Source organism: Kitasatospora sp. NPDC057940 (genome assembly GCF_042887425.1).
In the GTDB taxonomy this organism is placed as follows: domain Bacteria; phylum Actinomycetota; class Actinomycetes; order Streptomycetales; family Streptomycetaceae; genus Kitasatospora.
In genome coordinates, this window is sequence record NZ_JBHVPH010000021.1 from 101437 (window position 1) to 125935 (window position 24499).

The 24499-nt window shown below is 73.4% G+C and carries 25 protein-coding genes; 11 read left to right on the forward strand and 14 right to left on the reverse strand.

Translation table 11 applies throughout. The features are described from left to right. The first annotated feature begins 192 nt into the window (after nucleotides 1-192). Entirely contained in the window at nucleotides 193-669 is a 477-nt protein-coding gene (locus ACFVTF_RS27400; protein ID WP_387817105.1) for a nuclear transport factor 2 family protein, read from the forward strand. 25 nt (nucleotides 670-694) lie between these two features. On the opposite strand, the gene ACFVTF_RS27405 is transcribed toward ACFVTF_RS27400, so the two are convergent. Then, nucleotides 695-1915, reverse strand: coding sequence for a ricin-type beta-trefoil lectin domain protein (locus ACFVTF_RS27405; protein WP_387817106.1), 1221 nt, complete (start codon nucleotides 1913-1915; stop codon nucleotides 695-697). A gap of 326 nt (nucleotides 1916-2241) precedes the next feature. Between ACFVTF_RS27405 and ACFVTF_RS27410 the strand changes: the two genes are divergently transcribed. The 3 genes from ACFVTF_RS27410 to ACFVTF_RS27420 all read left to right on the forward strand — a co-directional run bounded on the left by ACFVTF_RS27410 (nucleotide 2242) and on the right by ACFVTF_RS27420 (nucleotide 5604). Beyond that, entirely contained in the window at nucleotides 2242-3396 is a 1155-nt protein-coding gene (locus ACFVTF_RS27410; RefSeq protein WP_387817107.1) for a fatty acid desaturase, read from the forward strand. 71 nt (nucleotides 3397-3467) lie between these two features. Continuing rightward, a complete protein-coding gene (locus ACFVTF_RS27415; RefSeq protein ID WP_387817146.1) occupies nucleotides 3468-4631 on the forward strand; it encodes a glycosyltransferase family 4 protein in 1164 nt (387 codons plus the stop codon). A 58-nt stretch (nucleotides 4632-4689) separates the two neighbouring features. Beyond that, nucleotides 4690-5604 (forward strand): alpha/beta fold hydrolase, encoded by a 915-nt coding sequence (locus ACFVTF_RS27420; RefSeq protein ID WP_387817108.1) that lies wholly within the window; start codon nucleotides 4690-4692, stop codon nucleotides 5602-5604. On the opposite strand, the gene ACFVTF_RS27425 is transcribed toward ACFVTF_RS27420, so the two are convergent. From ACFVTF_RS27425 to ACFVTF_RS27440, 4 genes are all read right to left on the reverse strand, one after another. Continuing rightward, the gene (locus ACFVTF_RS27425) at nucleotides 5549-6049 is read right to left on the reverse strand and encodes a carboxymuconolactone decarboxylase family protein (RefSeq protein WP_387817109.1); all 501 of its coding nucleotides are present in this window, start codon (nucleotides 6047-6049) and stop codon (nucleotides 5549-5551) included. The genes ACFVTF_RS27420 and ACFVTF_RS27425 overlap by 56 nt on opposite strands. Nucleotides 6050-6190: 141 nt before the next feature. Then, nucleotides 6191-6697 (reverse strand): DUF6328 family protein, encoded by a 507-nt coding sequence (locus ACFVTF_RS27430; protein WP_331744845.1) that lies wholly within the window; start codon nucleotides 6695-6697, stop codon nucleotides 6191-6193. Between the two features lie 91 nt (nucleotides 6698-6788). After that, nucleotides 6789-7175 carry a hypothetical protein gene (locus ACFVTF_RS27435; protein WP_387817110.1) on the reverse strand — a complete coding sequence of 129 codons (387 nt, stop codon included), beginning with the start codon at nucleotides 7173-7175 and terminating at the stop codon, nucleotides 6789-6791. Between the two features lie 178 nt (nucleotides 7176-7353). After that, nucleotides 7354-7638, reverse strand: a complete 285-nt coding sequence (locus tag ACFVTF_RS27440; RefSeq protein ID WP_387817111.1) for a hypothetical protein — start codon at nucleotides 7636-7638, stop codon at nucleotides 7354-7356. 231 nt (nucleotides 7639-7869) lie between these two features. On the opposite strand from ACFVTF_RS27440, the gene ACFVTF_RS27445 reads away from it, so the two are divergent. Both ACFVTF_RS27445 and ACFVTF_RS27450 read left to right on the forward strand, forming a co-directional pair. Continuing rightward, nucleotides 7870-8136, forward strand: a complete 267-nt coding sequence (locus ACFVTF_RS27445) for a hypothetical protein (protein WP_387817112.1) — start codon at nucleotides 7870-7872, stop codon at nucleotides 8134-8136. 278 nt (nucleotides 8137-8414) lie between these two features. After that, entirely contained in the window at nucleotides 8415-8768 is a 354-nt protein-coding gene (locus ACFVTF_RS27450) for a hypothetical protein (protein ID WP_387817113.1), read from the forward strand. Between the two features lie 56 nt (nucleotides 8769-8824). Here ACFVTF_RS27450 and ACFVTF_RS27455 read toward each other — a convergent pair whose 3' ends face one another. Both ACFVTF_RS27455 and ACFVTF_RS27460 read right to left on the reverse strand, forming a co-directional pair. Continuing rightward, on the reverse strand, nucleotides 8825-9397 hold the full coding sequence (locus tag ACFVTF_RS27455) for a DJ-1/PfpI/YhbO family deglycase/protease (protein WP_387817114.1): 573 nt from the start codon (nucleotides 9395-9397) through the stop codon (nucleotides 8825-8827). A 149-nt stretch (nucleotides 9398-9546) separates the two neighbouring features. Beyond that, nucleotides 9547-9852, reverse strand: a complete 306-nt coding sequence (locus tag ACFVTF_RS27460; RefSeq protein ID WP_387817115.1) for a hypothetical protein — start codon at nucleotides 9850-9852, stop codon at nucleotides 9547-9549. Between the two features lie 258 nt (nucleotides 9853-10110). Here ACFVTF_RS27460 and ACFVTF_RS27465 point away from each other — a divergent pair, with 258 nt between their 5' ends. Then, nucleotides 10111-10767: a DedA family protein gene (locus ACFVTF_RS27465; protein ID WP_387817116.1), complete on the forward strand. Its 657-nt coding sequence runs from the start codon at nucleotides 10111-10113 to the stop codon at nucleotides 10765-10767. A 98-nt stretch (nucleotides 10768-10865) separates the two neighbouring features. On the opposite strand, the gene ACFVTF_RS27470 is transcribed toward ACFVTF_RS27465, so the two are convergent. After that, a complete protein-coding gene (locus ACFVTF_RS27470) occupies nucleotides 10866-11342 on the reverse strand; it encodes a Dps family protein (RefSeq protein ID WP_387817117.1) in 477 nt (158 codons plus the stop codon). 376 nt (nucleotides 11343-11718) lie between these two features. Here ACFVTF_RS27470 and ACFVTF_RS27475 point away from each other — a divergent pair, with 376 nt between their 5' ends. Together ACFVTF_RS27475 and ACFVTF_RS27480 are read left to right on the forward strand one after the other, a co-directional pair. Beyond that, nucleotides 11719-12120 carry an SsgA family sporulation/cell division regulator gene (locus ACFVTF_RS27475; protein ID WP_331744857.1) on the forward strand — a complete coding sequence of 134 codons (402 nt, stop codon included), beginning with the start codon at nucleotides 11719-11721 and terminating at the stop codon, nucleotides 12118-12120. A 237-nt stretch (nucleotides 12121-12357) separates the two neighbouring features. After that, the gene (locus ACFVTF_RS27480; protein WP_167745913.1) at nucleotides 12358-12513 is read left to right on the forward strand and encodes a DUF6131 family protein; all 156 of its coding nucleotides are present in this window, start codon (nucleotides 12358-12360) and stop codon (nucleotides 12511-12513) included. Nucleotides 12514-12683: 170 nt separating this feature from the next. On the opposite strand, the gene ACFVTF_RS27485 is transcribed toward ACFVTF_RS27480, so the two are convergent. Further along, nucleotides 12684-14048: a threonine/serine exporter ThrE family protein gene (locus ACFVTF_RS27485; protein ID WP_387817118.1), complete on the reverse strand. Its 1365-nt coding sequence runs from the start codon at nucleotides 14046-14048 to the stop codon at nucleotides 12684-12686. Between the two features lie 587 nt (nucleotides 14049-14635). On the opposite strand from ACFVTF_RS27485, the gene ACFVTF_RS27490 reads away from it, so the two are divergent. Next, nucleotides 14636-16258 carry a cytochrome bc complex cytochrome b subunit gene (locus tag ACFVTF_RS27490; RefSeq protein ID WP_387817119.1) on the forward strand — a complete coding sequence of 541 codons (1623 nt, stop codon included), beginning with the start codon at nucleotides 14636-14638 and terminating at the stop codon, nucleotides 16256-16258. 44 nt (nucleotides 16259-16302) lie between these two features. On the opposite strand, the gene ACFVTF_RS27495 is transcribed toward ACFVTF_RS27490, so the two are convergent. The 5 genes from ACFVTF_RS27495 to ACFVTF_RS27515 form a co-directional block, all read right to left on the reverse strand. Beyond that, complete coding sequence (locus ACFVTF_RS27495) at nucleotides 16303-16692, reverse strand: cytochrome c oxidase subunit 4 (RefSeq protein ID WP_350878910.1); 390 nt, start codon at nucleotides 16690-16692, stop codon at nucleotides 16303-16305. Then, nucleotides 16689-18368 carry a cytochrome c oxidase subunit I gene (gene ctaD / locus ACFVTF_RS27500; protein WP_387817120.1) on the reverse strand — a complete coding sequence of 560 codons (1680 nt, stop codon included), beginning with the start codon at nucleotides 18366-18368 and terminating at the stop codon, nucleotides 16689-16691. The genes ACFVTF_RS27495 and ctaD overlap by 4 nt, the downstream gene beginning before the upstream one ends. Nucleotides 18369-18610: 242 nt before the next feature. Beyond that, nucleotides 18611-19090, reverse strand: a complete 480-nt coding sequence (locus tag ACFVTF_RS27505; RefSeq protein ID WP_387817121.1) for an ATP-binding protein — start codon at nucleotides 19088-19090, stop codon at nucleotides 18611-18613. 149 nt (nucleotides 19091-19239) lie between these two features. Further along, on the reverse strand, nucleotides 19240-19632 hold the full coding sequence (locus tag ACFVTF_RS27510; RefSeq protein WP_387817122.1) for an STAS domain-containing protein: 393 nt from the start codon (nucleotides 19630-19632) through the stop codon (nucleotides 19240-19242). Nucleotides 19633-19746: 114 nt separating this feature from the next. Continuing rightward, on the reverse strand, nucleotides 19747-20691 hold the full coding sequence (locus tag ACFVTF_RS27515) for an RNA polymerase sigma factor SigF (RefSeq protein ID WP_387817123.1): 945 nt from the start codon (nucleotides 20689-20691) through the stop codon (nucleotides 19747-19749). Between the two features lie 325 nt (nucleotides 20692-21016). Between ACFVTF_RS27515 and ACFVTF_RS27520 the strand changes: the two genes are divergently transcribed. Next, entirely contained in the window at nucleotides 21017-24469 is a 3453-nt protein-coding gene (locus ACFVTF_RS27520; RefSeq protein ID WP_387817124.1) for a HAMP domain-containing protein, read from the forward strand. Nucleotides 24470-24499: the final 30 nt, after the last annotated feature.

Genomic DNA, 24499 nt, shown 5'->3' on the forward strand with positions numbered 1-24499 from the left:
TGACCCGGGGGGGGGGGGGATAGTTTTTTGGCACGCCGCCCCCCCATTCGGGCGCCCCACCGGGCCCCGGGGGTGTGGTTTGGCGCCCCGCCCGACTCCCCACTCCGCTTCCCGTTCCACGGGCGCCTCACCATCCACGGCCACCCGTCCTGCTCGTCCCACCCATTCCACCCGTCCCGCCCGGAGAAGACCATGCCCGCATCGGCCCGCCCGGCCACCGACCCGACGGCGGAGAGCCACCGCGCCGTCGAGAACCTGATCGCCCGCTACGCCGAACTCGTCGACGACGGCGACTTCGCGGGCCTCGGCGCCCTCCTCGCCGACGCCACCTTCACCGGCAGCGGCGAACCGGTGCGCGGGCGCGACGCGATCGAGCGGATGTTCCGGAGCACCCTGATCGTCCACGCCGACGGCACCCCGCGCACCCAGCACGTCACCACCAACCTCGCCGTCGAGGTCGACGAGGCGTCGGGCACGGCCGTCGCGCGCTCGTACGTCACCGTCCTCCAGGCCCTGCCCGACTTCCCCTTGCAGCCCATCGCCGCCGGCCGCTACCACGACCGCTTCGAACTCCGGGGCGGCCAGTGGCAGTTCGCGGAGCGCCGGGTCCGCCTCACGCTGGTCGGCGACGTGAGCCGCCACCTGCGCCGGACCGCCGCACCCCGGTGACCCCCGACCTCACGGGACAGCAAGGCTAGGCATCCGTCCGCACGACCGCGGCGAGGGTCTGCTCAGGGCTGCCGTCGGCAGGCCGCGCGGTCACCGGGTCGCCGTTGCGCCCCGCGGTACTGGAGGTGAGCGCCCAGCCGGCGGGGTTGACCACGGCCTGGCGCGCACCGTCGTAGCTCCACCGCTGGGCCGCGGAGCCGTCGCAGGCGGCGCGCACCACCTGGCCGCCGACGGCCGCGGGTGCGGCCAGGCACTCGTTGCCCTGGGCGGTGTGCAGACTGCCGTCGCGGGCGAAGACGAAGAGCTGGTTGGCGTTGGGCGTGGTGGCGCAGCCGTAGCTGATGGCGCCGTTGGTGCCGCCGCGGTCGAGGCAGGCGCCGTTGGCGAACCGGAGCGGCCAGCGGGCGGACTGGCCGAGGCCGAGTTCGGTGAGCAGGGTGCCGTCGGGCTGCTTCCGCTGGCGGATCATGTCGTCGCAGGCGCCGCTGGTCGAGGTGCCGGTGTTGGTGGCGGTGAGGGTGTCACCGTTGCCGGTCATCGGGCCCCATCGGTTCGCGGAGTACGCGTTGTCGTTGCAGACGAAGGCGGGTCTGTTCCAGTCGAAGTACTCCACCCAGCTGTCCCAGTCGTGCCTGATCTGCTGCGACTCGGGGAGCAGGACCGAGCCGAGGACGAAGGAGGTACCGGCGGTCTCGTCGGTGACGGTGGCCGTCACCCAGTGGGTGGCGGGGTCGATCCGGACCTGGAAGGCGTACGTGTGACCGGTGACCGGGCGGCCCTGGTTGACGGTGCTGTTGGCGCACTGGAGGTGCTGGCCCTCGCCGGTGCTGTTCCAGCAGTGCGAACCCTGGGTGCCGTCGACGAACTGGAGCTCGGTATCGGCCCAGGTGGACCAGTTGAACAGGCCGTCGTTCTGCTGCTTGTCCTGGAAGCCGATGTAGGAGAGGTTCCCGTCGAAGTTGAACTGGCTCGACCAGAAGACGTCGCCGTCGCCGGGGGTGGTCACCACCGTGTTGCGGAAGGTGACCTCGGTGAGGACGGTGTCGCCGGCGATGGTCCAGGAGGAGTACGAACCGGGCGTCTGGCCGTAACGGGGCCGGGCCGCGGCGGCCGGGGACGCTGATTCGGCGACGGCCGAGGCCGCCGGTTTCGCGACGGCGGGGGCTCTTCCAGCGGGCGGGCCGGTGAGGGCGAGGCAGGCGAGCGGCACCGCGCACATGGCGCGGCGCCGGGAGACGCGCGACATCCGTTGCTCCTGACAGGTCAGCGGCGGCCGCAAGCCGTCGGCGCCGCACGGATTCCCCAGCGCGACCCTCACCCACCCGGTCACGGTCCGCAACACCTGGGGTCGCCAGGAGTGACCGGGCGAACGGGCTAACGGTGATCGGACGCACGACGGACCAGCCGGGCCCGCCGCCACCCGATCGGGCCACGTCCGGCCGCGACACGGCGAAGCGCCGCGACAACGGCGGTCCGGATGCGGAAGGCTGACGCCACCCTGCCCGGGGCCTCGCGGCGCGGCGGGAACGAGCGACCGGAGCGACCGGAGCGACCCGAGACCGGAATGGTGGCATGACCGTCCAGGACACCCCGCCCACCGGGACCACCCGGCGCGGCGACTTCGCCGAGCTGCACCGACGCGTCTCCGACGCCGGCCTGCTGCGCAGGCGTCCCCTGTACTACGCGGGCCGGAGCGCCGGGCTGTTCACCGCCCTGGCGCTGCTCCTGGCCGGGTTCGTCGCGCTCGGCGCGACCTGGTGGCAACTGTGCCTCGCGCCCCTGTTCGCCTTCGTGCTCGGCCAGTTGGCGCTGCTGGGGCACGACGTCGCCCACCACGCGGTGTTCGCCGGCCGGCGGGCGACCGACCTGGCGGGCATCGTGCTGGGCAACCTCGTGGTCGGCATGAGCTACGGGTGGTGGGTGAGCGACCACAACCGGCACCACGCGCACCCGAACCGCGAGGGCCACGACCCGGCCGCGGACTCCCTCCTCTTCGCCCGGACCACCGAACAGGCCTACCGCACAAGGGGATTGAGGCGGCTCGCGGCCAGGTACCAGGCGGAACTGTTCTTCCCGCTGCTGTCCCTCCAGGCGCTCGGCCTGCTCGTCGCCACCTGCGTGACCCTGACCCGCGGCACCGTCCGGTACCCGGCCCTGGAGCGCACGCTCGCCGCGCTGCACTACGCGCTGGCGGTGGCCCTCCTGGCCGTCGTCCTCGCACCGCTCCAGGCGCTGGCCTTCGCCGTGCTGTTCGGGGCGGTCCTCGGCGTGTACCTGGGGTGCATCTTCGCGCCCAACCACAAGGGCATGCCGATGATCGGCCCGGACGCGGAGCGCGCCGACTTCCTCCGCCGGCAGGTGCTGCCGTCGCGCAACCTGCGGGCCGGCCGGTTCGTCCACTTCCTCTTCGGCGGCCTCGGCTACCAGATCGAGCACCACCTCTTCCCGGCCATGCCGGTGGCGGCGCTGCGCCCCGCCTCGCGCATCGTGCGCGACTACTGCGAGCAGATCGGCGTGCCGTACAGCGAGGCGGGCCCGCTCGCCTGCTTGCGGGAGATCCTGCGGGACCTGCGGGCCGTCGGCCGCTCCCTCCCCGCCGACCCGGCACAGCCGGGCCCGCCCGCCCGGCCTTCCGCCCCGGAGCCGACCCGGCCGACGGCCCCACCGGCCCTGCCTTCCGCCCCGGAGCCGCAGGCCGCGCCCGAAGCGGGGGCGGCGGCGCGGTGAGCGGAGTCCTGTCCGGGCCGGCGGCGCGCACCGCGGACGGCCCGGCCCCCGGCGGCGAACGGCTCCGCGTCCTGATCGTCACCGAGTCCTTCGCCCCGCAGCTCAACGGTGTCGCCCACAGCGTCCTCCGGACGGCCGAACACCTCGTCGCCCGGGGCCACACCCCGGTGGTGGTGGCACCCGCCGTGCGGGCACCGGCCGCGCGAGCCGCACGACGGCACGCGGGCGACCCGCACCGCGACCCGGAGTACGGCTACGAGGTGGTCCGCGTCCCGTCGGTGCCCCTGCCCGGCTACCCGGAGGTGCGGGTCGCGCTCCCGGGGCGCGGGGTGGCCGACGCCATCGAGCGGCACCGCCCGCACGTGGTCCACCTGGCCAGCCCGTTCGCACTCGGGGCGGCCGGCGCCGCGGCGGCCGCCCGGGCGGGGGTCCCGTCCGTGGCGGTCTACCAGACCGATCTGGCCGCCTACGCCAGGACCTACCTGCCGGCGCTGGGCGCGGCCGGGCCCCGGCTGGCCTGGTGGCGGCTGCGACGGGTGCACTCCCTGGCGGCGCGGACGCTGGCACCGTCGCGGGCTTCGCTGCGCGCCCTGGTGGCGCACGGCGTCCCCCGGGTCCACCTGTGGCCACGCGGCGTCGACTGCGCACGGTTCCACCCCCGCCACCGTGACGAGACCCTGCGCCGGCGCCTCGGCCGCCCCGGAGACGTCCTGGTCGGATACGTCGGGCGGCTGGCGCCGGAGAAGCACGTCGACCGGCTGGCGGAGGTGGCCCGCATCCCGGGGGTCCGGCTGGTGGTCGTCGGCGACGGCCCGTGCCGGGCCCGGCTGGAGGCCGCGCTCCCGGACGCGGTCTTCCTGGGCCTCCGGTCCGGGCACGAACTCGCCCGGCTCTACGCCTCGTTCGACGCCTTCGTCCACGCGGGGCCGTTCGAGACCTTCGGCCAGACCCTCCAGGAGGCCATGGCGAGCGGGCTGCCCGTCGTCGCCCCGGCGGCCGGCGGACCGCTCGACCTCGTCCACCCGGGGCACACCGGGTTCCTCGTCCCACCCGGCGCGGCGGACGGGTTCCGGGAGGCCGTCGAACGTCTCGCCCACGACGACGAACTGCGGGCGGCCTTCGGGCAGGCGGGCCGTGCCGCGGCGACGCAGCGCAGCTGGGAGACGGTCGGCGACCGCCTCGTCGAGCACTACCGGCTCGCCCGCACCGGGACGGCCGAGCCCCTGCACCGCTGAGCGGGCCGACAGGCGGTCAACGGCGGCACCACACCCAAGGAACGGACCACGGACCACCATGCACCACCCCCTCGCCGCCGAGTACGTCCGCAGCCCCGCTCCGGCCGCCGGCACCGCCGTCTTCCTGCACGGACTGGGCGGCTGGACCCACAACTGGGCCCACCTGATCGACCTGCTGCGGACCTCGGCGCACTGCCTGGCCCTCGACCTCCCGGGCTTCGGAAGGTCGGCACCCCCGCCCGACGGCGACGTCACCGTCGAACGCCAGGCCGCGGCCGTCGCCCACCACCTCGACCGGACCGGGCACCACCGCGTGCACCTGGTCGGCAACTCGCTCGGCGGCCTGATCGCACTGCGCCTCGCCGCCCAACGGCCCGACCTGGTCGGCTCCTTGACGCTCATCTCGCCGGTGCTGCCGACGTTCCCGCCCGCCCCGGCCCTACGGGTGGCCCTGCTCGGCCTGCCGGGCGCGCCGCGCCTGCACTCCCGCCTGCTGGCCGCCCAGAGCCCCGACCGCCAACTGGACGACCTCTACCGCCTGATCTACGCGAACCCCGGCCTCGTCGGCACCGAACAGCGGTCGGTGGAGGCGCACGAGCGCCGACGCCGCGCCGAACTGCCGTACGCGCAGGACATGCTGGCCGAGGGCGTGCGCTCGGTGGTCCACGCGTTCCTGCGCCGGGGCGAGGCCTCCGCCTGGCACCTGGCGCGCCGCGTCACCGCCCCCACCCTGCTCGTCTACGGGCGGGACGACTCCCTCGTCCCCTTCCGCACGGCGCCCCGGGCCTACGCGGCCTTCCGCGACGCCCGCCTCCTCACCCTCCCCGGCGTCGGCCACGTCGCGATGCAGGAACGGCCGGCCCCCGTGGCCACGGCGATCCGCGCCCTGATCACCGAGGCGATCCGGCGCGGCGCCGTCACTGTGCCGGAATCGCGCGCACCGGGTGCTTGCTCAGGATCGACACCCGGTTGAAGGCGTTGATGGCGATCGCCACCCAGATGACCGCCGAGATCTGGTCATCGGTCAGGACCTCGCGGGCGGCGCCGTAGGCGGCCTCCTGCGCACCGGCGTCCGACAGATCGGTGGTCACCTCGGCCAGGGCGAGCGCGGCCCGCTCCTGCGGCGTGAACAGCTCGGTGTCGCGCCACGCGGGCAGCGTGCCCAGGCGCTGCGCGGTGTCACCGGCCTGCAGAGCGGCCCTGGTGTGCACGTTGAGGCAGTAGGCACACCCGTTGATCTGGGACACCCGCAGATTGACCAGCTCCACCAGCCTGCGGTCCAGCCCGGCCTCCGCCGCCCCCGCCCCGGCCGCCTCGGCGGCCGCCCGCAGCGCCCGGTAGGCCTGAGGGCTCTGCTTGTCGACGAACACCCGCCGCCGCACCGGGGCAGCCGTCACATCGGTGGTCACATCACTCACGGGAACTCCTCTGGCGGATCAGCAGATCGACAGATCAACGAATCGCTCGTGGCCGGCGTGCCACCACACCATCATAGTTGAAATCGAAACCACTTTGGAAGGCGGCCGCCACACGGGATCCGGACGCGCGTAGGACCGGCGCTAAGGAGCCGTCCGGCGGGCGGCCGTGCGCCGCAGCACGATCTGGGGCAGAACGAGCCAGGTGGTGGTGAACCAGAGCAGGACGGCTGCGCTGAGGGCCCAGGCGGCGACCGGGTTGCCGGTGGCGGTGCGCAGCAGGAGCAGCAGGGCGGCGGCGATGGTGAGGGCCAGGGTGACGAGGCCGGTGGCGATGAGGTGGCCCGCGACGTGGATGAGCTCGGGTTTCATGCCGCGGCCGGCGAGGAGGCGGTGGAAGGCCACGGGGGCGACGAGCGTGCCGGTGGCGAGGGCGCCGAGGATGACGGTGGCGACGTAGAGGTCCTTGTCGAAGTCGGGCAGGCCGGCGAAGCGCGGGGTGAAGGCCACGCTGATGAGGAAGCCGAAGAGGATCTGCGCGCCGGTCTGGCACACCCGGACCTCCTGGAGCATCTCGCTCCAGAGCCGGTCGGCCCGTTCCTGGGGCGTCTCGTCCCTGCCCCCGCCGGGCGACTTGTCGTCCTTCGGCACGGTGTCGTCTTCCTGTACGTGGATGCGCGAGTACGCGATGCGGGCAGGCCTGCGGGCCCGCAGGTCGGTGCCGGCTCCTCGGGCCGTCGGGTCAGGGGCGGTCCTCGTGGTGGCCGCAGAGCCAGGCCAGTGCCTGGTAGGCGCCCAGGGCGTACGCGGCGTTCGCGCCTTCGTCCGCGCCGTCGCCGTCGCCCTCAGCCGAGGCCAGGGCCAAGGCCGAGACATCGCGCAGACGGACGGCGGCGGCCTGGCACTCGGCCAGGAGCTGTGCCCGGCACGGCCCGCTGGCGCCGAGCGCGGCGGCAGCGGTGAGGGGCGCCGCGACCTGGGCGCCGGCGGCCCATCGGTAGGCCCCCAGGATTCCGTGGTCGAAACCGGTCCACGGCTGCGGGCGGCCGTTGGCCGCCTCGATCGCGTCGAACACCTCGTCCAGCAGGCGCACCCCTACCGCCGGGATCGTCGTCTCGTCACTGGTCATGCCCGCAACCTACGTCGCCCGGACGCGGCCCGCCCCCGGGCGTCCGGTCCGCCCCGGGGACGGCCGGACGGACGCTGGGCAATCGGGTGAACCCCGCGACGGCCGCCGCGGTGGCGCCGACGGGTCCGGCTCTGAGCGCGGTGCGCAGCGCCGGGACCGGGTGGCGGCGGCGGACCGCTCAGTCGCCCGTCGCGGGCAAGGCGATGCGGCGCACCTGACCGGCTTCCAGCTCGACGACGACGGCCAGCACCGGGCGCAGCCAGCGCACCATCGACCGCGCGCCCGGATGCGGCTTTCGCAGCCGCCCGGCGACGGGCGACCCGAGCTCCGCCCGCTCCTGCCCGGACAGCTCGCGCGTCACCAGCCGCCGACCGTCGACGAGCACCACCAGCAGCCGCCCCGGCTCGCCGGGTCTGCACGGCTTGCCCGGTTCGCCGACGGCCCCGACCACCCAGCCCCTCACCGCAGCCCGCCCGGACACCGTTCCAGCGCGGGCGGCACGATCATCGACGGACTCCCTCCGTGCACGAGGTGTGATCACCCGAGCATGGCAGCAGGCCCCGACGGGCGCGATCCACGCGGTCGTCGGTCCTGCCGCCCTTCCGGACGGAGCCGGGCCGAATCGGGGCAGGGGTGCGCCTCAAAAGGCCCACCCCCGGATGTGGGTCCGTCGGCAATGGCCGAGGCTCGGTGCATGGCATCGATCATCGTGCTCGTCGAGCTGGAGCCCGACGTGGCCATCGGCGCGGACGGTGTCGAACCCGCCGTGATCGCGGTGCACGCCGCCGGGGCCGATCCCGACGTGCCCGAGGACCCGCAGCCGTACACGCTGTGCGGGCTGGAGACCGGCCCGATGGAACACACGCACTACCGGCCGATCCGGCCCGGCGAACCCTGGTACCCGCCCACGCTCGCCGACCAGCGGTGCCAGGAGTGCGAGCGCGCCCTTCGCGCGCTGTGACCGCCGCGCTGTGACCGCCGCGCCGGGGAGAAGCGGGCGGCCCCCCGGGCGGGTTCCACCCCGTCGCCGTACCTGAGCTGATCACCCGCCGGCGCCACGTCGCCGCCGATCACGGGCGGCGTCGCGCTGGGACGGGGCACGCCTTCAGGTTCTCCGCCTTCAGGTTCTCCGCCGTCGCGCACGCGGCCGGTCGGAGCCCGTCCGCCAGGGGTGGCCCGGGCTGGTCCGGATGCCACCGAGCGGGTGCGGCGGACCGGCCCAGCAGCCACGTTGAGAAGATGGACATCGTCGTCGTACTTGAGCTAGACATGCCGACCAACGTGCGGCTCCTCGGCCCCGACCACACCCCGGCGGACCCGGAGAGCCCGGTCCGCCGCGTACACGCCGCCCCCGCGGAAGCCTCGGGCACCTGCGGCCACCTCACCCTGTGCGGCCTGGACACCGACGGAATGACCCTCGCCCCACACCGCTACGCCCACCAACCTCCGGCGCACTGGCTCACCTGCAGCACGTGCCAGGCGGCCAGACAGGGCCCCGCACCCGACGCCGCCGAAGCGGCCGACGTCGTCGAAGCGGCCGCCCAGGACCACCACGAGGACGACGCCCACCCGGCGGAAACCGCCGCGCACTGAGCACCGCACCACCGCCCCCACCGCGTCGAGCGCGCGGCCGTCGGCCGGTCGCCCCCTCAGCGCGAGCCGACCGCTTCGGCCTGTGCGCGCAGCGCGGCGTCGATGCCCCGCAGGAAGTGTTCGAGGTCGTCGGGGTTGCGCGAGGTCACCAGCCGCCAGCCGTTGGCATCGTCCGTGACCAGGGGTTCGTCCGTCCAGGTGGCGCCGGCGTTGGCGAGGTCGGTGCGCACGGAGGGATAGGAGGTGAGCCGCTTGCCGTACGCGACGCCCGCTTCGGCCAGCAGCCACGGGCCGTGACAGATCGCGGCGATGGGCCGCCCGGCGATGGTGAAGGCGAGCACGGTGTCGACGGCCGCCTGGCGGAGTCGGAGGGTGTCCGCGTTGATGGTGCCGCCCGGGATGAGCAGCAGGTCGTAGCCGGCGGGGTCCACCTCGTCGAGGGTGTGGGTCGGGCGCACCGTCTCGCCGGGGTCCCTGTCCCCGATCAGGGTGCGGATGTCGTCCCGGTCGGGGGCGGCGATGTCGACCTGGACGCCGTCGTCGCGCAGGTGCCGTACGGGGACGAGCAGTTCGTCCTGCTCGACGCCGTAGTTCGTCACGATCGTCAGAACCTTGGTCTGCTGGGTCATGTCTCCTCCTGGTCGGCGGGATCTCCTCGAGTACGGGTACGGCCCCGCACCCTTGCCGCGAGCGGGTACCCGTCGATCCCGCCACCATGCCGGACCGGCGGGTACCGGTCCGGGCGAGCCGACGGTCCTCCTTGTCCGCCGCTCCCCGGTCATCCGCCGCTCCCCCGACCCTCGGCGCAGGCGCAGAGCACGGCGAAGGCGATCGCGAGGGTCAGCGCCCAGCAGCCCGTGAGGGCCCACAGGACGGGCGCCTCCGCCGTCCGGAGTCCGGCCGCCAGCAGGCCGAGCGACAGCAGGGCGAGCGCGAGGACGGTGCGCGGCCGTACCCCGCGCATCATGTCCCAGGCCCTGCTGCGCAGTCCGAGGCCGAACCTGTGCAGCCGTGCTCCCGGGACGCGGTCGCGGCGCAGCTCCCGTTCGGTCCCGAGCAGCGCCTCCTGCTCGCGTCCGTCCATGGTGCGTCCTCCTCGCGGGGTCATCCGTCGTGGTCCGGCGGAGCGGTTACCCGGGAAGCGCGGAGGCTAACGCCGCCGCCGGCGGCGCGGAGGCTAACGCCGCCGCCGGCAGCGCGGCCTGCCGGGGGAGGGCCGCCCGCCCGCCGAGGAGCGCACTGCGTGCGGGACCGCCCGCCGTTACATTGAGGCGCAGGGGGCGGCGGAACGGACGGCGGAACGGGCGGCAGAAGGGGCGGGAGATCCCGAACGGGGTGGCTGATGCACTCGATCACCGACTGGCTGGACGGCCTGTCCGGCCCGGTCGTGTACGCGGTCGTCGCCGCCCTCGTCTTCGCCGAGGACGCCCTCTTCTTCAGCTTCCTCATCCCCGGCGAGAGCGCGGCCGTCCTCGGCGGTTTCCTCGCCCACCAGGGCCGGGTGTCCATCGGCTGGCTGGTCCTCGCCGTGGTCTGCGCGGCCGTCCTGGGGGACTCCGTCGCCTACGAGATCGGCCGCCACATCGGCCCGGCGGTCCTCGACACGCGGATGCTGCGGCGTCATGAGGAGCAGGTCGACAAGGCCCGTGACCTGATCCGCCGACGGGGGCCGGCGGCCGTGTTCTTCGGCCGCTTCGTCGCCTTCTTCCGCCCCGTGGTGCCGACACTGGCCGGCGTCTCCCGCATGCCGTACCGCCGCTTCCTCCTCTTCAACGCCCTCGGCGGCCTCGCCTGGGGCGTCGGGTTCACCCTCCTCGGCTACTTCGCCGGGGCCGCCTACACCAAGGTCGAGGGCACGGTCGGCGGTGTCGTCGCCGCCCTGCTCGCCGCGGCGGTCGTCATCGCCCTCATCGTCTGGCGCGTGCGCCGCCGCAGGTCCGCCGCCCGTGCGCGGTCCCGCCGTATGCGGTCCCCCGACGGCCAGGACGAGAAGCGCTGAGGGCCGGACCACCCGGCCGACCGCACCGCGCGCGCCCGGCGACGGGCCGGGACCGGGGCGGGTCCCGGCCCCGGCCCGTCGTGGTCGGCGGGGTGCCGTCAGTGCTGGTTCTCGGCCTGGAACATCCAGCTGTGCTTCTCCAACTCGGCGGTGAGTCCGATCAGGAGGTCCTGACTGACGGGATCCGCCGGGCCGGTCTCGTCGATGCGCACCCGCATCCGTTCGATCACGGCGGCGAAGGCCTTCACCAGGTGCTGGACGGCCTTCACGTCGGCCGTCCAGCCCTCGGGGAAGTCGGGCAGGTTGCTGGTGGCGGCGATCGTGGCGGCCCGCCCGTCCGGGCTGACCCCGATCGCGGCGGCGCGCTCGGCCACCTGGTCGGCGTAGTCGCGCGCGGTGACGACCACGTCGTCGAGCTGGAGGTGGACGGAGCGGAACCGGGGCCCGTAGAGGTTCCAGTGCGTCTGCTTCGCCACCAGGGACAGGTCCAGCAGGTCGACCAGGGTGCCTTGCAGGGCCTCCCCCGTCGTCTTGCGTTCGCTGTCCGGCAGCGGGCTGCTGATGACGATACCCATCGCTGAGTTCCTTCCGGGTCGGGGGAGCCGTCGGCCGGCCCCCGCGGTGCTGGCGGGCCCTCCACCCCCTGAGGACGGGACGTCCGGGACGCCGGCGCGTCCGGAACGCGGACGAACGACCGGCCGCCAGGCCGGGCAGCGGGACCACGCGGCGGCTGCCCCTTCTCGCCGGACGGAAACCACCCGCCTCGCGCCGGGAAGCACCCCGGGGAACCGCGCCGGAACATTCCGTGCACGAGCGAACACACCGCGCACGCGAGGTTTCCGGGACCAGGGCCATGAATCGGCCCGGGGCGGGTAGCCGAGCGCTGCCGCCGCCGGCGTTCGGTGCCGCTGCGGACAACCCGGCGTCACTGCCAGAAACGGAGTCCGTCGTATGACCGTCGTCACCTCCTGGTCCACCGCCGTCACGCTGCCCGAAGGCCCGTTCCCCGATGTGACCGTCGAGGCGCAGCTGCGCTTCGACACCTCGCTGCCGTACGCGGTGTGCCTGGTCTTCCCGCCCCTCGGGGGCGGCGGGGAGGCGCAGTGGGTCTTCGCGCGCGACCTGCTGAACGAGGGCCGCCACGCCCCCGCCGGCCACGGGGACGTGACGGTGGCGCCCGGGCGGGCGGGCCGGGTCCTGGTCACCCTGTGCGCCGAGAACGGCCGGGCCGTGATCAGCATCCCCGCGGACGCCGTGACGGCCTTCCTCCTCGACTCCTTCGCCCTGGTGCCGGCCGGCACCGAATCCGACCACCTCGACATCGACGCCGTCCTCGACCGGATCCGGTCCTGACCCGCCACGGGCGACGGCGGCGACCGCTCGGTGAAGGGCCCGGCATGCCCGAGCGGGGAGCCGAACCATTCCGCTGCGGGCGGGATGGTTTGCCCGGCCCGCAGAGCGGTACACGCGGATCATGGGCGCGGCCGGAGAAACGACGGCTCCACCACCCCCGGACGGTTCCGGCATCACCATCGAACGGCCGGACCGCCCCTCCTGACAACCGTCCCAGTCACCACACGGGAGGACCTCGTGATCGTCCTCGGCGTCATCCTGCTCATCATCGGTTTCGTCACCGGGATCTCGATCCTGTGGACCATCGGCATCATCCTGGCCGTCATCGGCCTCGTCCTGTGGATCGCGGGCTCCGTCGGGCACGCCGTCGGCGGGCGTCGTCACTACTACTGATCCGCTCGTCCTGTCTTCCGCACCACCCGCCCCAACCACCTGATCCACCCGTTCACCGGCTCGTGCGGCTGTCAGCCCCGGCACCACGTGGGTGCCGACGCCGACAGCCGCACGGTGCCGTCAGCCGCGCCGCACCGCCCACCGTCCTCGACGGCAGAGGCGGCTCGCCCTCAACGGCGGTGGCGGCCCGCGCTGCGGCCGGGCGCCGGGATCACGCCCGGGGCGGGGAGGAACAGCCGGGCGACCTCACGGCCCAGGTTCACGCCGATCGCCACCGCCATCGCCGTGGCCGTGGCGCGCCCGACGCCGGCGAGCCCGAGATCGGGCTCGCCCCGGACGAAGGCGAGCAGCCCGAAGTACAGCAGCGAGCCGGGCAGCAGCGGCCCCAGGGCCGCGGTGACGTACGGCAGCGAGGAGCTTCCCCGGTAGCGGGCCATGAGCTGGCCGGACAGGCCCACCAGCCCCGCGGCCAGGCCGGTGGCCATGATGGGCTCGCCGCCGGCGTTGACCAGCACGCCGTACGTCGTCCAGCCGACCCCGCTGTTGAGCAGGACGGCCGGCAGCGTGCCCGGTTCGGTGTTGAGCAGCACCGCGAAGGTCAGGGTGAGCAGGAGCGCCGCCACCAGTTGGAGCGGCGGGTTCGACGCCGCGACCCGGACGGGCTGGGCCGCCAGGTCGGCGCCGTTGTTGACGCCGATGTAGAGCACGGTCATCACCCCGACCACCACGCCGGCCATCATGTACAGCGTTTCCATCAGGCGTGCGGCCGCGGTGAGGTAGAAGCCCGCGAGGCCGTCCTGCGCCGCCGCCACCATGGGCCATCCGGGCAGGAGCGTGTACAGCCCTCCGGTGATCACCACCGATCCGCCCAGGTTCAGTCCGTTGAAGGACAGCAGGATGCCGATCGCCGCCGCCGGGGTCGCGGCCGTCGCGATCCGGTAGAACTCCGGGAGGTCGTGGCGTCCGACCAGCGCCGAGAGCCGGTCGCCGGCCAGTGCCGCGGCGACGGCGCTGACGAACACCAGCCAGGCCCGGCCGTCGGCCCGGCCGCCGACGAGCAGCGTCGCGGCGCCGGCCAGCAGGCCGGAGGACAGGACCAGGAGCCAGGCGGGGTAGCGGCGGCAGTGCCGGCGCACGGCCCTCAGCCGGTGGTGGGCGTCGTCGACGACGAGTCCGCCGGTCGTGATCTCGGTGACCAGCCGGAAGAGCACGGCCAGCCGCGCGTAGTCCCCGGCCGGGTGGCGCACGGACCGCTCGACCGTCACGGGCGGCTCCGAGGGGCCCGGCTGGTACGAGATCGCCACCCGGGTGAAGGTGACCTGGGGGTCGCAGGGCTGGGCCCGGTAGGCCTGCGCGACGGCGAGCATGGCGGCCTCGACGTCCTCAGCGGCTTCGCCGCAGGCCAGCATCAGCTCGCCCACCAGCAGTGCGAGGTCCAGGACGGCGGCCACCGCGGCCGGCCCCGGGTCGTCCGCGCCGGGTTCGCCGGTCACCAGCGGGCGGTCGGTGGTCGGGGTGCGCAGCAGCGGCAGCATCAGGTCCGGCCAGGCCGCCGTGCCGTCGGCGTCGGCGGATCCGCCCCCCGCTCCGGGCGGCGCCGGCCGGCCGGGCGCTCGGCCCCTTCCGGGAGTCCGCTCCTCCCCGGGAGCTCGACCTTCCCCCGGAACTCGGCCTTCCCCGGGGACGGGGGCCGGGGCGGCCCCTGGGGCCTCCTCCGGACTCGCCTGGGGCGGGACTCTTCCGGTCCGGCTCGCCGGCCCGTCCGCCTCGGCCCGCACGCCGAACTGCTCGTGTTCCGGCATCGTCGCTCCCTGCAACACCCCCCACCTGGTGACCTTTCGCACCCATTCGACTACCCGCAGCCATCATTTCGTGAACGTCTCGACCGGAGCGCGGGCGTCCGTTCACGCCCGCCGTTCGTGGCCCGACCCGCCGCGCAGACCGAGGACCGGGGAGAATTCGCAGGTCAGCGGCCTGACACCGGGGCCCGAGAGGGCGAACGGCCATCGAACCGGGGCCGTCCGGGTGAAGCCCGGGGCGGTGGGCGAGCCCCGTCCGGCCGTCCTGCCGCCACGGGATATGGCTATCGGGACACACGATCGGAGCGGACGGGAGGAGCGGCGTGCGGCTGTCGAGGTGGAGGGCGCGGTCCGGGCGGCGGGCGGAGCGGGCCGCCCGGAACACGGCGGTCGCGCTGGACCGGCGGCTGCCGCTGTTCGACGGGGCCAAGGGCCTGCTCCGGAAGGTCTTTCCCGACCACTGGTCCTTCCTGCTCGGCGAGTTGGCGCTCTACACCTTCGTGCTGCTGCTGTTGACCGGCGTCTTCCTGACGTTGTTCTTCACACCGTCCATGGCCGAGCTCGTGTACGCCGGAACGTACCCGCCGCTTCGCGGGGTGCGGATGTCCCAGGCGTACGCCTCGACGCTGTCGATCAGTTTCGACGTGCGCGGCGGCCTGCTGATCCGCCAGATCCACCACTGGGCGGCACTGGTGTTCACCGCCGCGATCTGCGCGCACCTGCTGCGCATCTTCCTCACCGGCGCGTTCCGCCGCCCCCGGGAGGTCAACTGGCTGGTGGGGCTGACGCTGTTCCAACTCGCCCTGCTGGAGGGTTTCGCGGGCTACTCGCTGCCCGACGACCTGCTCTCCGGCACCGGCCTGCGCACGGCCCAGGGCTTCATCCTGTCGGTCCCGCTGGTCGGCACCTACCTGAGCTTCTTCCTCTTCGGCGGGGAGCTTCCCGGGCACGACATCATCCCCCGCCTGTACAGCGCGCACATCCTGCTGCTGCCCGGTCTCCTGCTCGGCCTGATCACCGCGCACCTGATCCTGGTCTTCCACCTCAAGCACACCCAGTGGGCCGGGCCCGGACGCACCAACCGCAACGTCGTCGGGAAGCCCCTCTTCCCGCACTTCAGCGTCCAGACGGCGGGCCTGATGGCGATGGTCTTCGGGGTGCTGGCGCTGGCCGCCGCCCTCGCCCAGGTCAACCCGATCTGGCTGTACGGGCCCTACCGCCCCGACCAGGACTCCACCGACGCGCAGCCGGACTGGTACATGGGGTTCATCGAGGGCGCGCTGCGGCTGATGCCCGGGGCCGAGACGCGGCTGTGGGGCCACACCGTCGCCTGGAACCCGCTGATTCCGGCCGTGCTGTTCCCGCTGCTGTTCTTCGCCGCCCTGTACGGCTATCCGTTCTTCGAGCGCTGGATCACCCCGGGGAGCGACGAGCAGCACCTGTGCGACCGCCCCCGCAACCGGCAGACCCGGACGGCGCTGGGTGTCGCCGGGACGTGCTTCTACGTCGTCCTGCTGGTGGCCGGCGGCCAGGACGTCGTCGCCCGGGCACTGGACGTGCCGGTGGAGGGCCTGAACCGGTTCCTGCGGGTGGTCCTGTTCGTCGGGCCGGTGGCGGCCTTCTGGATCACCCGGCGCCTGTGCCTGGCCTTGCAGGAGCGGGACCTGGAGCGGGTGACGGAGGGCGACGAGACCGGGTTCGTGCACGAGGCCGTCGAGGGCGCCTTCCACGGCGAGCACCGGCCGCTCCCCGCAGGCCTGCGCTACACGCTGGCCCTGCGCGACGCCCCGCTTCCCCTGCCGGCACCGGGCGAGGGCGCCTCGCGGCGCGCACGGCTGCGGGCCGCCCTGAGCTCCTGGTACTACCGGGACGACGTGGAGACGGCGGTGGACGAGCCGCAGCCGGGGCCGCTCACGTCCGCCGACGCGGGCCGCGCCGAGCGGTGAGCGCCGAGCGGTGACCCCGACGACCGACCGCCGACCCGCCGGACTCACTGCCCGCGCTGGGCGTGCTGGAAGACGAAGCCCAGGACGCCGGCGCCCGTCACACCCGCTCCGATGAGGAGGAGCCACAGGGCGTACACCAGCCCCAGCCCGGTGACCGCGACGCCCGCCGCGGTGAGCAGCGGGTAGTAGCTGCGCGGTGCGAAGAACTCCAGCGGCCCGGCACCGGTGACGATCTCGGCGCCGGTGCGGTCCTGCGGCCGACGGCCGCGGCGGGAGTACTGGGTCCGGAAGAAGAACGCGATCAGCGTGGACATCATGAAGGCCACGACCAGCGCCGCCTTGCCGGCCGGCTCCCGGGCGAACCAGCCGTAGATCGAAGCGGCGACGGCGAAGAACAGCGCGACGCCCGCGAACAGGTAGGACTCGGTCTTCACCGCGCGTTCTCCTCGCCTTCGAGCGCCGTGCGCGAATACTCCGGGTGGTGCAGGTCGAAGGCCGGGCCTTCGGAGCGGATGCGGGGCAGGGCGTGGAAGTTGTGGCGCGGCGGCGGGCAGGAGGTCGCCCATTCCAGGGAGCGCCCGTAGCCCCACGGGTCGTCCTCGGTGACCGGGGCGCCGTACCTGGCGGTGCGCCACACGTTGTACAGGAAGGGCAGGGTCGACGCGCCCAGCAGGAACGCACCGACCGAGGAGACGGTGTTCAGGGTGGTGAAGCCGTCCGAGGGCAGGTAGTCGGCGTAGCGGCGCGGCATGCCCTGGGCGCCGAGCCAGTGCTGCACGAGGAAGGTGATCTGGAACGCGGGCAGCAGCATCCAGAAGTGGATCCTCCCGAGGCGTTCGTCCAGCAGCCGGCCGGTGATCTTGGGCCACCAGAAGTAGAAGCCGGCGAACATCGCGAACACGACCGTCCCGAACAGGACGTAGTGCAGGTGGGCGACCACGAAGTAGCTGTCGGTGACGTGGAAGTCGATCGGGGGCGCGGCCAGCAGGACGCCGGTCAGCCCGCCGAGGAGGAAGGTCACCAGGAAGCCGAGGGAGAACAGCATGGGCGTCTCGAAGGAGAGCGAGCCGTTCCACAGGGTGCCGATCCAGTTGAAGAACTTCACCCCGGTCGGCACCGCGATGAGCAGCGAGGCCAGGGAGAAGAACGGCAGCAGCACCTGGCCGGTGGCGAACATGTGGTGGGCCCACACGACCGCGGACAGCGCGGTGATCGCGATCGTGGCACCGATCAGTCCGTAGTAGCCGAAGACCGGCTTGCGGCTGAACACCGGGATGACCTCGGAGATGATGCCGAAGAACGGCAGCGCCACGATGTACACCTCGGGGTGGCCGAAGAACCAGAACAGGTGCTGCCACAGCATCGCCCCGCCGTTGGCCGGGTCGAAGACGTGGGCGCCCAGCTTGCGGTCCGCCTCCAGCGCGAACAGCGCCGCGGTCAGCGGGGTGAAGGCGAGCAGCGCGAGGATCGAGGTGAACAGCACGTTCCAGGTGAAGACCGGCATCCGGAACAGCGTCATGCCCGGTGCCCGCAGGCAGACGATGGTGGTGATGAAGTTGACGGCTCCCAGGATCGTGCTCAGACCGGCCACGATCAGCCCCACGGCCCACAGGTCGGCGCCCGTTCCCGGGCTGTGGACCGGCCCGTTCAGCGGGGCGTAGGCGAACCAGCCGAACGACGCGGCGCCGTCGGTGGTCAGGAAGCCCCCGACCACCATCAGGCCGCCGAACAGGTACACCCAGTACGTGAACGCGTTCAGCCGGGGGAACGCCACGTCCGGGGAACCGATCTGCAGCGGCATCACGGCGTTCGCGAAACCGGCGAACGTCGGTGTGGCGAACAGCAGCATCATGATCGTCCCGTGGATGGTGAACAACTGGTTGTACTGGTCGTTGCTCACCACCTGAAGTCCCGGCCGCATGAGCTCCGCGCGCATGAGCATCGCCAGCAGCCCGGCGAACAGGAAGAACCCGAACGCCGTCGTCAGGTACAGGTTGCCGATGGCCTTGTGGTCGGTCGTGCTCAACCACCGCAGCACCGCCGAGCCTTGACGCCGCCGGACCGCGCCGGGCGCCGGGCGGGCGGCGGCCCGCCGCCGGGTCTGCGCCATCCGCTTCCTCCTCCTGCCGGGGCCCGCCCGTGCCCGCGGGGGAAAGACGCGGAGACGCTCGCCGGGGCACACGCTGTGGCGCCATGCAATCACCCAGCGTGGCAAGGTTCTCTGAACCGGAGTCGGCGTGGCGGCCCCGGCCGGGCGCGGATGACGGACTCGGCGCACCGGTGCGATCCGGTGCGGCGCCGTCTCAGGTCCGCGACGGGTCAGCCGCGAGTCAGCCGCAGGTCCGCGACGGGTCAGCCGCGGGCCAGCCGCGAGGCGTCGAACTCGGCCCAGATCGTCTTCCCGTGGCTGTGCGGTTCGGCGCCCCACCGGTCGGCGGTCCGCTCCACGATGAACAGGCCGTGGCCGCCGGGCAGGGCCGGGTTGTGCGGGCGGCGCGGGGTGGGCAGGGTCGGGCTGCGGTCGCTGACCTCGGCCCGCAGGCGGGTCCCGGTGGCGTCCAGGACCAGTTCCAGCGGGCCGTCGCCGTGGAGCATGGCGTTGGCGACGAGCTCCGCCACCAGCAGGACGACGTCCGCGAGGGCGTCTTCGTCGACGCCGGGCCCGGCGGCGGCCGCGTACCAGTCGTCGAGGGCGCGGGCGGTGAAGGTCCTGGCGAGGGCGACCGGCTTGGGGATGCCGGACAGGGTCAGCCGCCTGCGCTGGCCGCCGACGGGCAGCACCGGGCCCGGCTGGTACGGATCGCCGTCCAGGGTTCCCCGGCTCATCGTCATGTGAGGACACCCTTTCGGATCGACGGCGGTCTCGCACGGTCGGTTTCCCGGCAGTTCTCGGATTATGCCCCGCTCCGGCGTCGAACCGGGGCCGGGGCGGGCGGCCGGCCCGCCTCGGGCCGAGGCCCTGGCGGCCCGAGCCGGGGCGGTCAGGCCGCCAGGGCCTCGTCGACCGAGTCGTGGATGGAGAACACCGCCTGCGCGCCGGTCAGTTCGAGGACCCGCATGACGGTCGGCGCCACGGCGGCCAGGTGCAGCTCCAACCCCTCCTCCGCCGCCGCGAGGCGGGTCTTGAGCAGGAGGTTCAGGCCGGAGGAGTCGCAGAAGCCCACCCCGGCGAGGTCGATCACCACCGCGCCGCGGCGCTGCGCGATCACACTGGTGAGCAGGTTGGCGGCCGAGGCCAGCGTCTCGATGTCGAGATCGCCCACGAGGGCGCACACCACCGCGCCGGAGTCCGTGGCACGGGTCTCGACCACCAGTTCCCCGGGGCGCGGGGACGCTGCCGGCGCGGCGGCCCGGACGTCGTCGAATGGCATCATCGTCGTCTCCTCCATGTCCATGCCTTCCGACCATACGGAGGTTGTGCCGGACTGCCAAACACGGGGGTGTGCACCCGGCTTGGTCCTCCCCGGGGCTTGTCTGGCCACACATCCTCAGCCGTCCTCCAGCCCGTCACGCAGGTGCCGCAGGGTGCGGCTGAGCAGCCGGGAGACGTGCATCTGGGACAGCCCGAGGCGGGCGCCGATCTGCGACTGCGTCATGTCCTCGCAGAAGCGCATGGACAGGATGAGCCGCTGCCGCTCCGGCAGGTCGGCGATGAGCGGCTTGAGCGTCACCAGGTCCTCGACGAGGGCGAGGTCCCGGTCGTCCTCGCCGATCCGGTCGCCCAGGGGCCCGGGGGCGTCGTCGTCGTTGCTGCCGCCGAGGTCCAGGGAGCCGGCGGTGTGCGCGTTCGCAGCGGTCAGCCCTTCGACGACCTCCTCGGGGGAGAGCGCGAGATGCTCGGCCAGTTCGGCGACCGTGGGGGCCCGGTCCAGGTCCTGCGACAGGCGTTCCTGCGCCTTGGCCAGGAGGATGCGCAGCTCCTGGAGGCGCCGTGGCACGTGGACGGCCCACGTGGTGTCGCGGAAGTGGCGCCGGATCTCGCCGAGGACGGTCGGTATGGCGAAGGTGGTGAACTCGGCGCCGAGGTCGGGGTCGAAGCGGTCGATGGCCTTGATCAGGCCGACCGCGCCGACCTGGAGCAGGTCCTCCTGCGGCTCGCGGTGCGAGTTGAAGCGGCGGACCGCGAACCTCACCAGGGACAGGTTCGTCTCGACCAGGGTGGCGCGGACGTACGAGTACTCCTTCGTCCCCTCCTCCAGCGTGCGGAGCCGGCGCAGCAGCACCTTGTTGAGCTCACGCGCGTCGGCCGGCGCGATCTCCCGCAGGTCGTCGGCGTCGGCGAGCTCCGGCGGGAGCAGGTCCCGCAGCCCTCCGGCGTCGGCGAGTTCCGGCGACGGCAGGTCCCGGGGCTCTCCGGCAGGAGCGGCCGTGCGGGACGGACCTCCCGTCGACGGGTGGGCGGAGGCGGGCAGTTCCCCAGTGGTCGTGGCCATCGGACTCCCTCTCTCGTGCTCTCTCGTGTCGGCGCGGTCTGCCCCCCGCTACCCCGTGTCGGCGGATCGATGCAGCCGCCCCCCGTGGAGGTTTCGTGAAGCCCGCACCGGCTCCGGGGCGCGGACGCGCGTCCGGGCGCGCGTCGGGGCGACGGACGGGGCATACGGCCGGGTGGCGACCGTTGTCCGGCGGTGTACGGGCTGGGGTAGCCTCCGAGGGCGGTACAACACCTGGAACGACGGCCAGGTCCCCCGGCCCGTCCTTCGGGGTGCCCACGACCGGATTCGGGCCAGTCGGCCCGGCGTTCCACGGAGGCGACGTTCGATGGCTGGCCCGACCCCGTCCCGCGACTCACAGCACCACCCGGACGAGGGGGCGGGCGCCGCGCAGGTGGGCGAGCCGGAACTGCGGCTGCTGCTGGCCGGGTTGACGGCGGTGCGCGACGGCGACTTCAGCACCAAGCTGCCGGGCGACGCGGACGGGCTGCTGGGCGAGATCGCCACGGTGTTCAACGGCATGGTCGACCAACTGTCGCGGTTCACCTCGGAGGTGACCAGGGTCGCCCGGGAGGTCGGCACCGAGGGCCGGCTCGGCGGCCAGGCCCAGGTGCCCGGGGTGTCGGGCACCTGGGAGGACCTGACCGACTCGGTCAACGCGATGGCGGGCAACCTCACCACCCAGGTGCGGGACATCGCCCAGGTCGCCACCGCGGTGGCCAAGGGGGACCTGTCGCAGAAGATCACCGTCGACGCCCGGGGCGAGATCCTGGAGCTGAAGAACACCGTCAACACGATGGTCGACCAGCTGTCCTCGTTCGCCGGTGAGGTGACCCGGGTGGCGCGGGAGGTCGGCACCGAGGGCATCCTCGGCGGCCAGGCCGACGTCAAGGGCGTCTCGGGGACGTGGCGCGACCTCACGGACTCGGTGAACTTCATGGCCGGCAACCTCACCGGCCAGGTCCGCGCGATCGCCCGGGTGGCCACGGCCGTCGCACGCGGCGACCTGTCGCAGAAGATCACCGTCACCGCGCGCGGCGAGATCCTGGAACTGAAGGAGACCATCAACACGATGGTCGACCAGCTGTCCTCCTTCGCCGACGAGGTGACCAGGGTCGCCCGGGAGGTCGGCACCGAGGGCCGGCTCGGCGGCCAGGCCGAGGTGGAGGGCGTCTCCGGCACCTGGAAGCGCCTCACCGAGAACGTCAACGAGCTGGCCGGCAACCTCACCCGGCAGGTCCGCGCGATCGCCGAGGTCACCAGCGCCGTCGCGGCCGGCGACCTCACCCGCTCGATCAGCGTGGACGCCTCCGGCGAGGTCGCCGACCTCAAGGACAACATCAACGCCATGGTCGGCTCCCTGCGCGAGACCACCCGCGCCAACGAGGAGCAGGACTGGCTCAAGACCAACCTCGCCAGCTTCTCCGCCCTGATGCAGGGCCGGCGCGACCTCGGGGTCGTCGCCGAGTCCGTCATGGACGAACTCGCCCCCCTCGTCGGCGCGCAGTGCGGCGTCTTCTACCTCGCCGAGGACAGCCCCGTCGGGACGGTGCTCCAGCTGGTCGGCTCCTACGCCTTCCCCGACGGCGAGCGCCCCACCCGCTTCCGCCTCGGCGAGTCGTTCGTCGGCCAGGCCGCGCGCAGCCGGCGCGCCATCACCGTCGACTCGCTGCCGCCGGACTACCTGGCCGCCGCCTCCGGCCTCGGCCGCACCGGGGCGCTGTCCCTGGTGGTGCTGCCCATCGTGGTCGAGGACCAGGTCCTCGGCGTCATCGAACTGGCCTCCGTCCAGCCGTTCACCCAGGTCCACCTGGACTTCCTCGACCAGCTCATGGAGACCATCGGCGTCAACGTCAACACCATCATCGCCAACGCCCGCACCGACGAGCTGCTCGACGAGTCCCAGCGGCTCACCGCCGAACTCCAGGTCCGCTCACAGGAGTTGCAGTCACGCCGGGACGAGCTGCAGGCCTCCAACGCCGAGCTGGAGGAGAAGGCCGACCTGCTGGCGGCGCAGAACCGCGACATCGAGACCAAGAACCTGGAGATCGAACAGGCCCGCCAGGAACTGGAGGAGCGCGCCCACCAGCTGTCCCTCGCCTCGAAGTACAAGTCGGAGTTCCTGGCCAACATGAGCCACGAACTGCGCACCCCGCTGAACAGCCTGCTCATCCTCGCCCAGCTGCTCGCCCAGAACCCGACCCGCAACCTGACCTCCAAGCAGGTCGAGTACGCCGGGATCATCCACTCCGCCGGCTCCGACCTGCTCCAGCTGATCAACGACATCCTCGACCTGTCCAAGGTCGAGGCCGGAAAGATGGACCTCAACATCGAGGCGGTGCCGCTGCGCGCGCTGCTCGACTACGTCGAAGCCACCTTCCGCCCGCTGACCAGCCAGAAGCACCTCGCCTTCACGGTGCGGACGGTGCAGCAGATCCCCGCCGAACTCCTCACCGACGACTACCGGTTGCGCCAGGTACTGCGCAACCTGCTGTCCAACGCCGTCAAGTTCACCGAGCAGGGCCGGGTCGAACTGCGCATCGAGCCCGCCGACGAGGCCGATCTGCCCGACGCCGTCCGGCGCGGCGGCCCGGTGCTCGCCTTCCACGTGAGCGACACCGGAGTCGGCATCGCCCCCCAGCACGTGGAGAGCGTCTTCGGCGCCTTCCAGCAGGCCGACGGCACCACCAGCCGCAAGTACGGCGGCACCGGCCTCGGGCTGTCCATCAGCCGCGAGATCGCCTACCTGCTCGGCGGCGCGATCACGGTGGAGAGCACCCTGGGCCGGGGCAGCACCTTCACCCTCTACGTCCCCGCGACCCGCCCCGACCTGGCCGAGGCCGGCGCCGACGGGGCCCGCAGGGCGCTGGGCACCGGTGGCACCGGCCCGTCCGAGGCCCCGGAACGCGCCCCCTCGCCTCCCGCCGCCGGTCAGCCGCGGCGCCTGCTCGTGGTCGAAGGCCGCCCCAACGGCCTGCTGTCCCTGGTGGCGGAGAACGCCGTCGCCGACATCGCCCGCTCCGACGGCGCCCAGCGCCGGGTCGAGATAGTCACCACGGTCGGCGCCCCGGAGGCCGCCACCGCGCTCGCCACCGCCCCGTACCACTGCGTCGTCCTGGAACTCGACCTGCCGGACCGCGCGGCGGCCACGCTCCTGACGGAGATGGAACGCGACCCGGCCCTGCACACCGTCCCGGTGCTGGCCCACAACAGCCGGGGCGTCACCACCCACGACGAGCACGCCGTCCGCCGGGAGGGGGAACGGCCGCTGGAGCTCATCTCCAGCCTCGACGAGCTGCGCGAACGCATCGCCCTCCACATGGGCGCCGACGGGCCCGGGCGCGTCCTGCCCCCGGTGCGCCGCACGGACGGGAACCCCGCCCGGGGCCGCGGGGCCGACCCGGTGCTCTCCGGCCGCACCGCGCTGGTGGTCGACGACGACGACCGCAACCTCTTCGCGATCACCAGCATCCTGGAGCTGCGCGGCATGCGGGTCCTCCAGGCCGAGAACGGGCTCGCCGCGCTCGAAGCCCTGCGCGTGCACCCCGGGATCGACGTGATCCTGATGGACGTGATGATGCCCGAGATGGACGGCTACACCGCCACCGCGGCGATCCGCGCCATGCCCGAGCACGAGGGGCTGCCGATCATCGCGGTCACCGCCAAGGCCATGATCGGCGACCGGGAGAAGAGCCTGGCCTCGGGAGCCAGCGACTACATCACCAAGCCGGTGGACGCCGACGAGGTGATCGGCAGGATCAGGGACCACCTCACCCGGTAGCCGCCCTGCCCCGTGCGCCCCGCGTCCCCG

Excerpts from the sequence above, each read along its gene's own strand:
- ACFVTF_RS27400 (WP_387817105.1), top strand. The coding sequence starts at position 193 with ATGCCCGCATCGGCCCGCCCGGCCACCGACCCGACGGCGGAGAGCCAC.
- ACFVTF_RS27405 (WP_387817106.1), bottom strand. The coding sequence starts at position 1,915 with ATGTCGCGCGTCTCCCGGCGCCGCGCCATGTGCGCGGTGCCGCTCGCC.
- ACFVTF_RS27410 (WP_387817107.1), top strand. The coding sequence starts at position 2,242 with ATGACCGTCCAGGACACCCCGCCCACCGGGACCACCCGGCGCGGCGAC.
- ACFVTF_RS27420 (WP_387817108.1), top strand. The coding sequence starts at position 4,690 with ATGCACCACCCCCTCGCCGCCGAGTACGTCCGCAGCCCCGCTCCGGCC.
- ACFVTF_RS27435 (WP_387817110.1), bottom strand. The coding sequence starts at position 7,175 with ATGACCAGTGACGAGACGACGATCCCGGCGGTAGGGGTGCGCCTGCTG.
- ACFVTF_RS27445 (WP_387817112.1), top strand. The coding sequence starts at position 7,870 with ATGGCATCGATCATCGTGCTCGTCGAGCTGGAGCCCGACGTGGCCATC.
- ACFVTF_RS27450 (WP_387817113.1), top strand. The coding sequence starts at position 8,415 with ATGGACATCGTCGTCGTACTTGAGCTAGACATGCCGACCAACGTGCGG.
- ACFVTF_RS27455 (WP_387817114.1), bottom strand. The coding sequence starts at position 9,397 with ATGACCCAGCAGACCAAGGTTCTGACGATCGTGACGAACTACGGCGTC.
- ACFVTF_RS27460 (WP_387817115.1), bottom strand. The coding sequence starts at position 9,852 with ATGGACGGACGCGAGCAGGAGGCGCTGCTCGGGACCGAACGGGAGCTG.
- ACFVTF_RS27465 (WP_387817116.1), top strand. The coding sequence starts at position 10,111 with ATGCACTCGATCACCGACTGGCTGGACGGCCTGTCCGGCCCGGTCGTG.
- ACFVTF_RS27470 (WP_387817117.1), bottom strand. The coding sequence starts at position 11,342 with ATGGGTATCGTCATCAGCAGCCCGCTGCCGGACAGCGAACGCAAGACG.
- ACFVTF_RS27475 (WP_331744857.1), top strand. The coding sequence starts at position 11,719 with ATGACCGTCGTCACCTCCTGGTCCACCGCCGTCACGCTGCCCGAAGGC.
- ACFVTF_RS27485 (WP_387817118.1), bottom strand. The coding sequence starts at position 14,048 with ATGCTGCCGCTGCTGCGCACCCCGACCACCGACCGCCCGCTGGTGACC.
- ctaD (WP_387817120.1), bottom strand. The coding sequence starts at position 18,368 with ATGGCGCAGACCCGGCGGCGGGCCGCCGCCCGCCCGGCGCCCGGCGCG.
- ACFVTF_RS27505 (WP_387817121.1), bottom strand. The coding sequence starts at position 19,090 with ATGACGATGAGCCGGGGAACCCTGGACGGCGATCCGTACCAGCCGGGC.
- ACFVTF_RS27510 (WP_387817122.1), bottom strand. The coding sequence starts at position 19,632 with ATGATGCCATTCGACGACGTCCGGGCCGCCGCGCCGGCAGCGTCCCCG.
- ACFVTF_RS27515 (WP_387817123.1), bottom strand. The coding sequence starts at position 20,691 with ATGGCCACGACCACTGGGGAACTGCCCGCCTCCGCCCACCCGTCGACG.
- ACFVTF_RS27520 (WP_387817124.1), top strand. The coding sequence starts at position 21,017 with ATGGCTGGCCCGACCCCGTCCCGCGACTCACAGCACCACCCGGACGAG.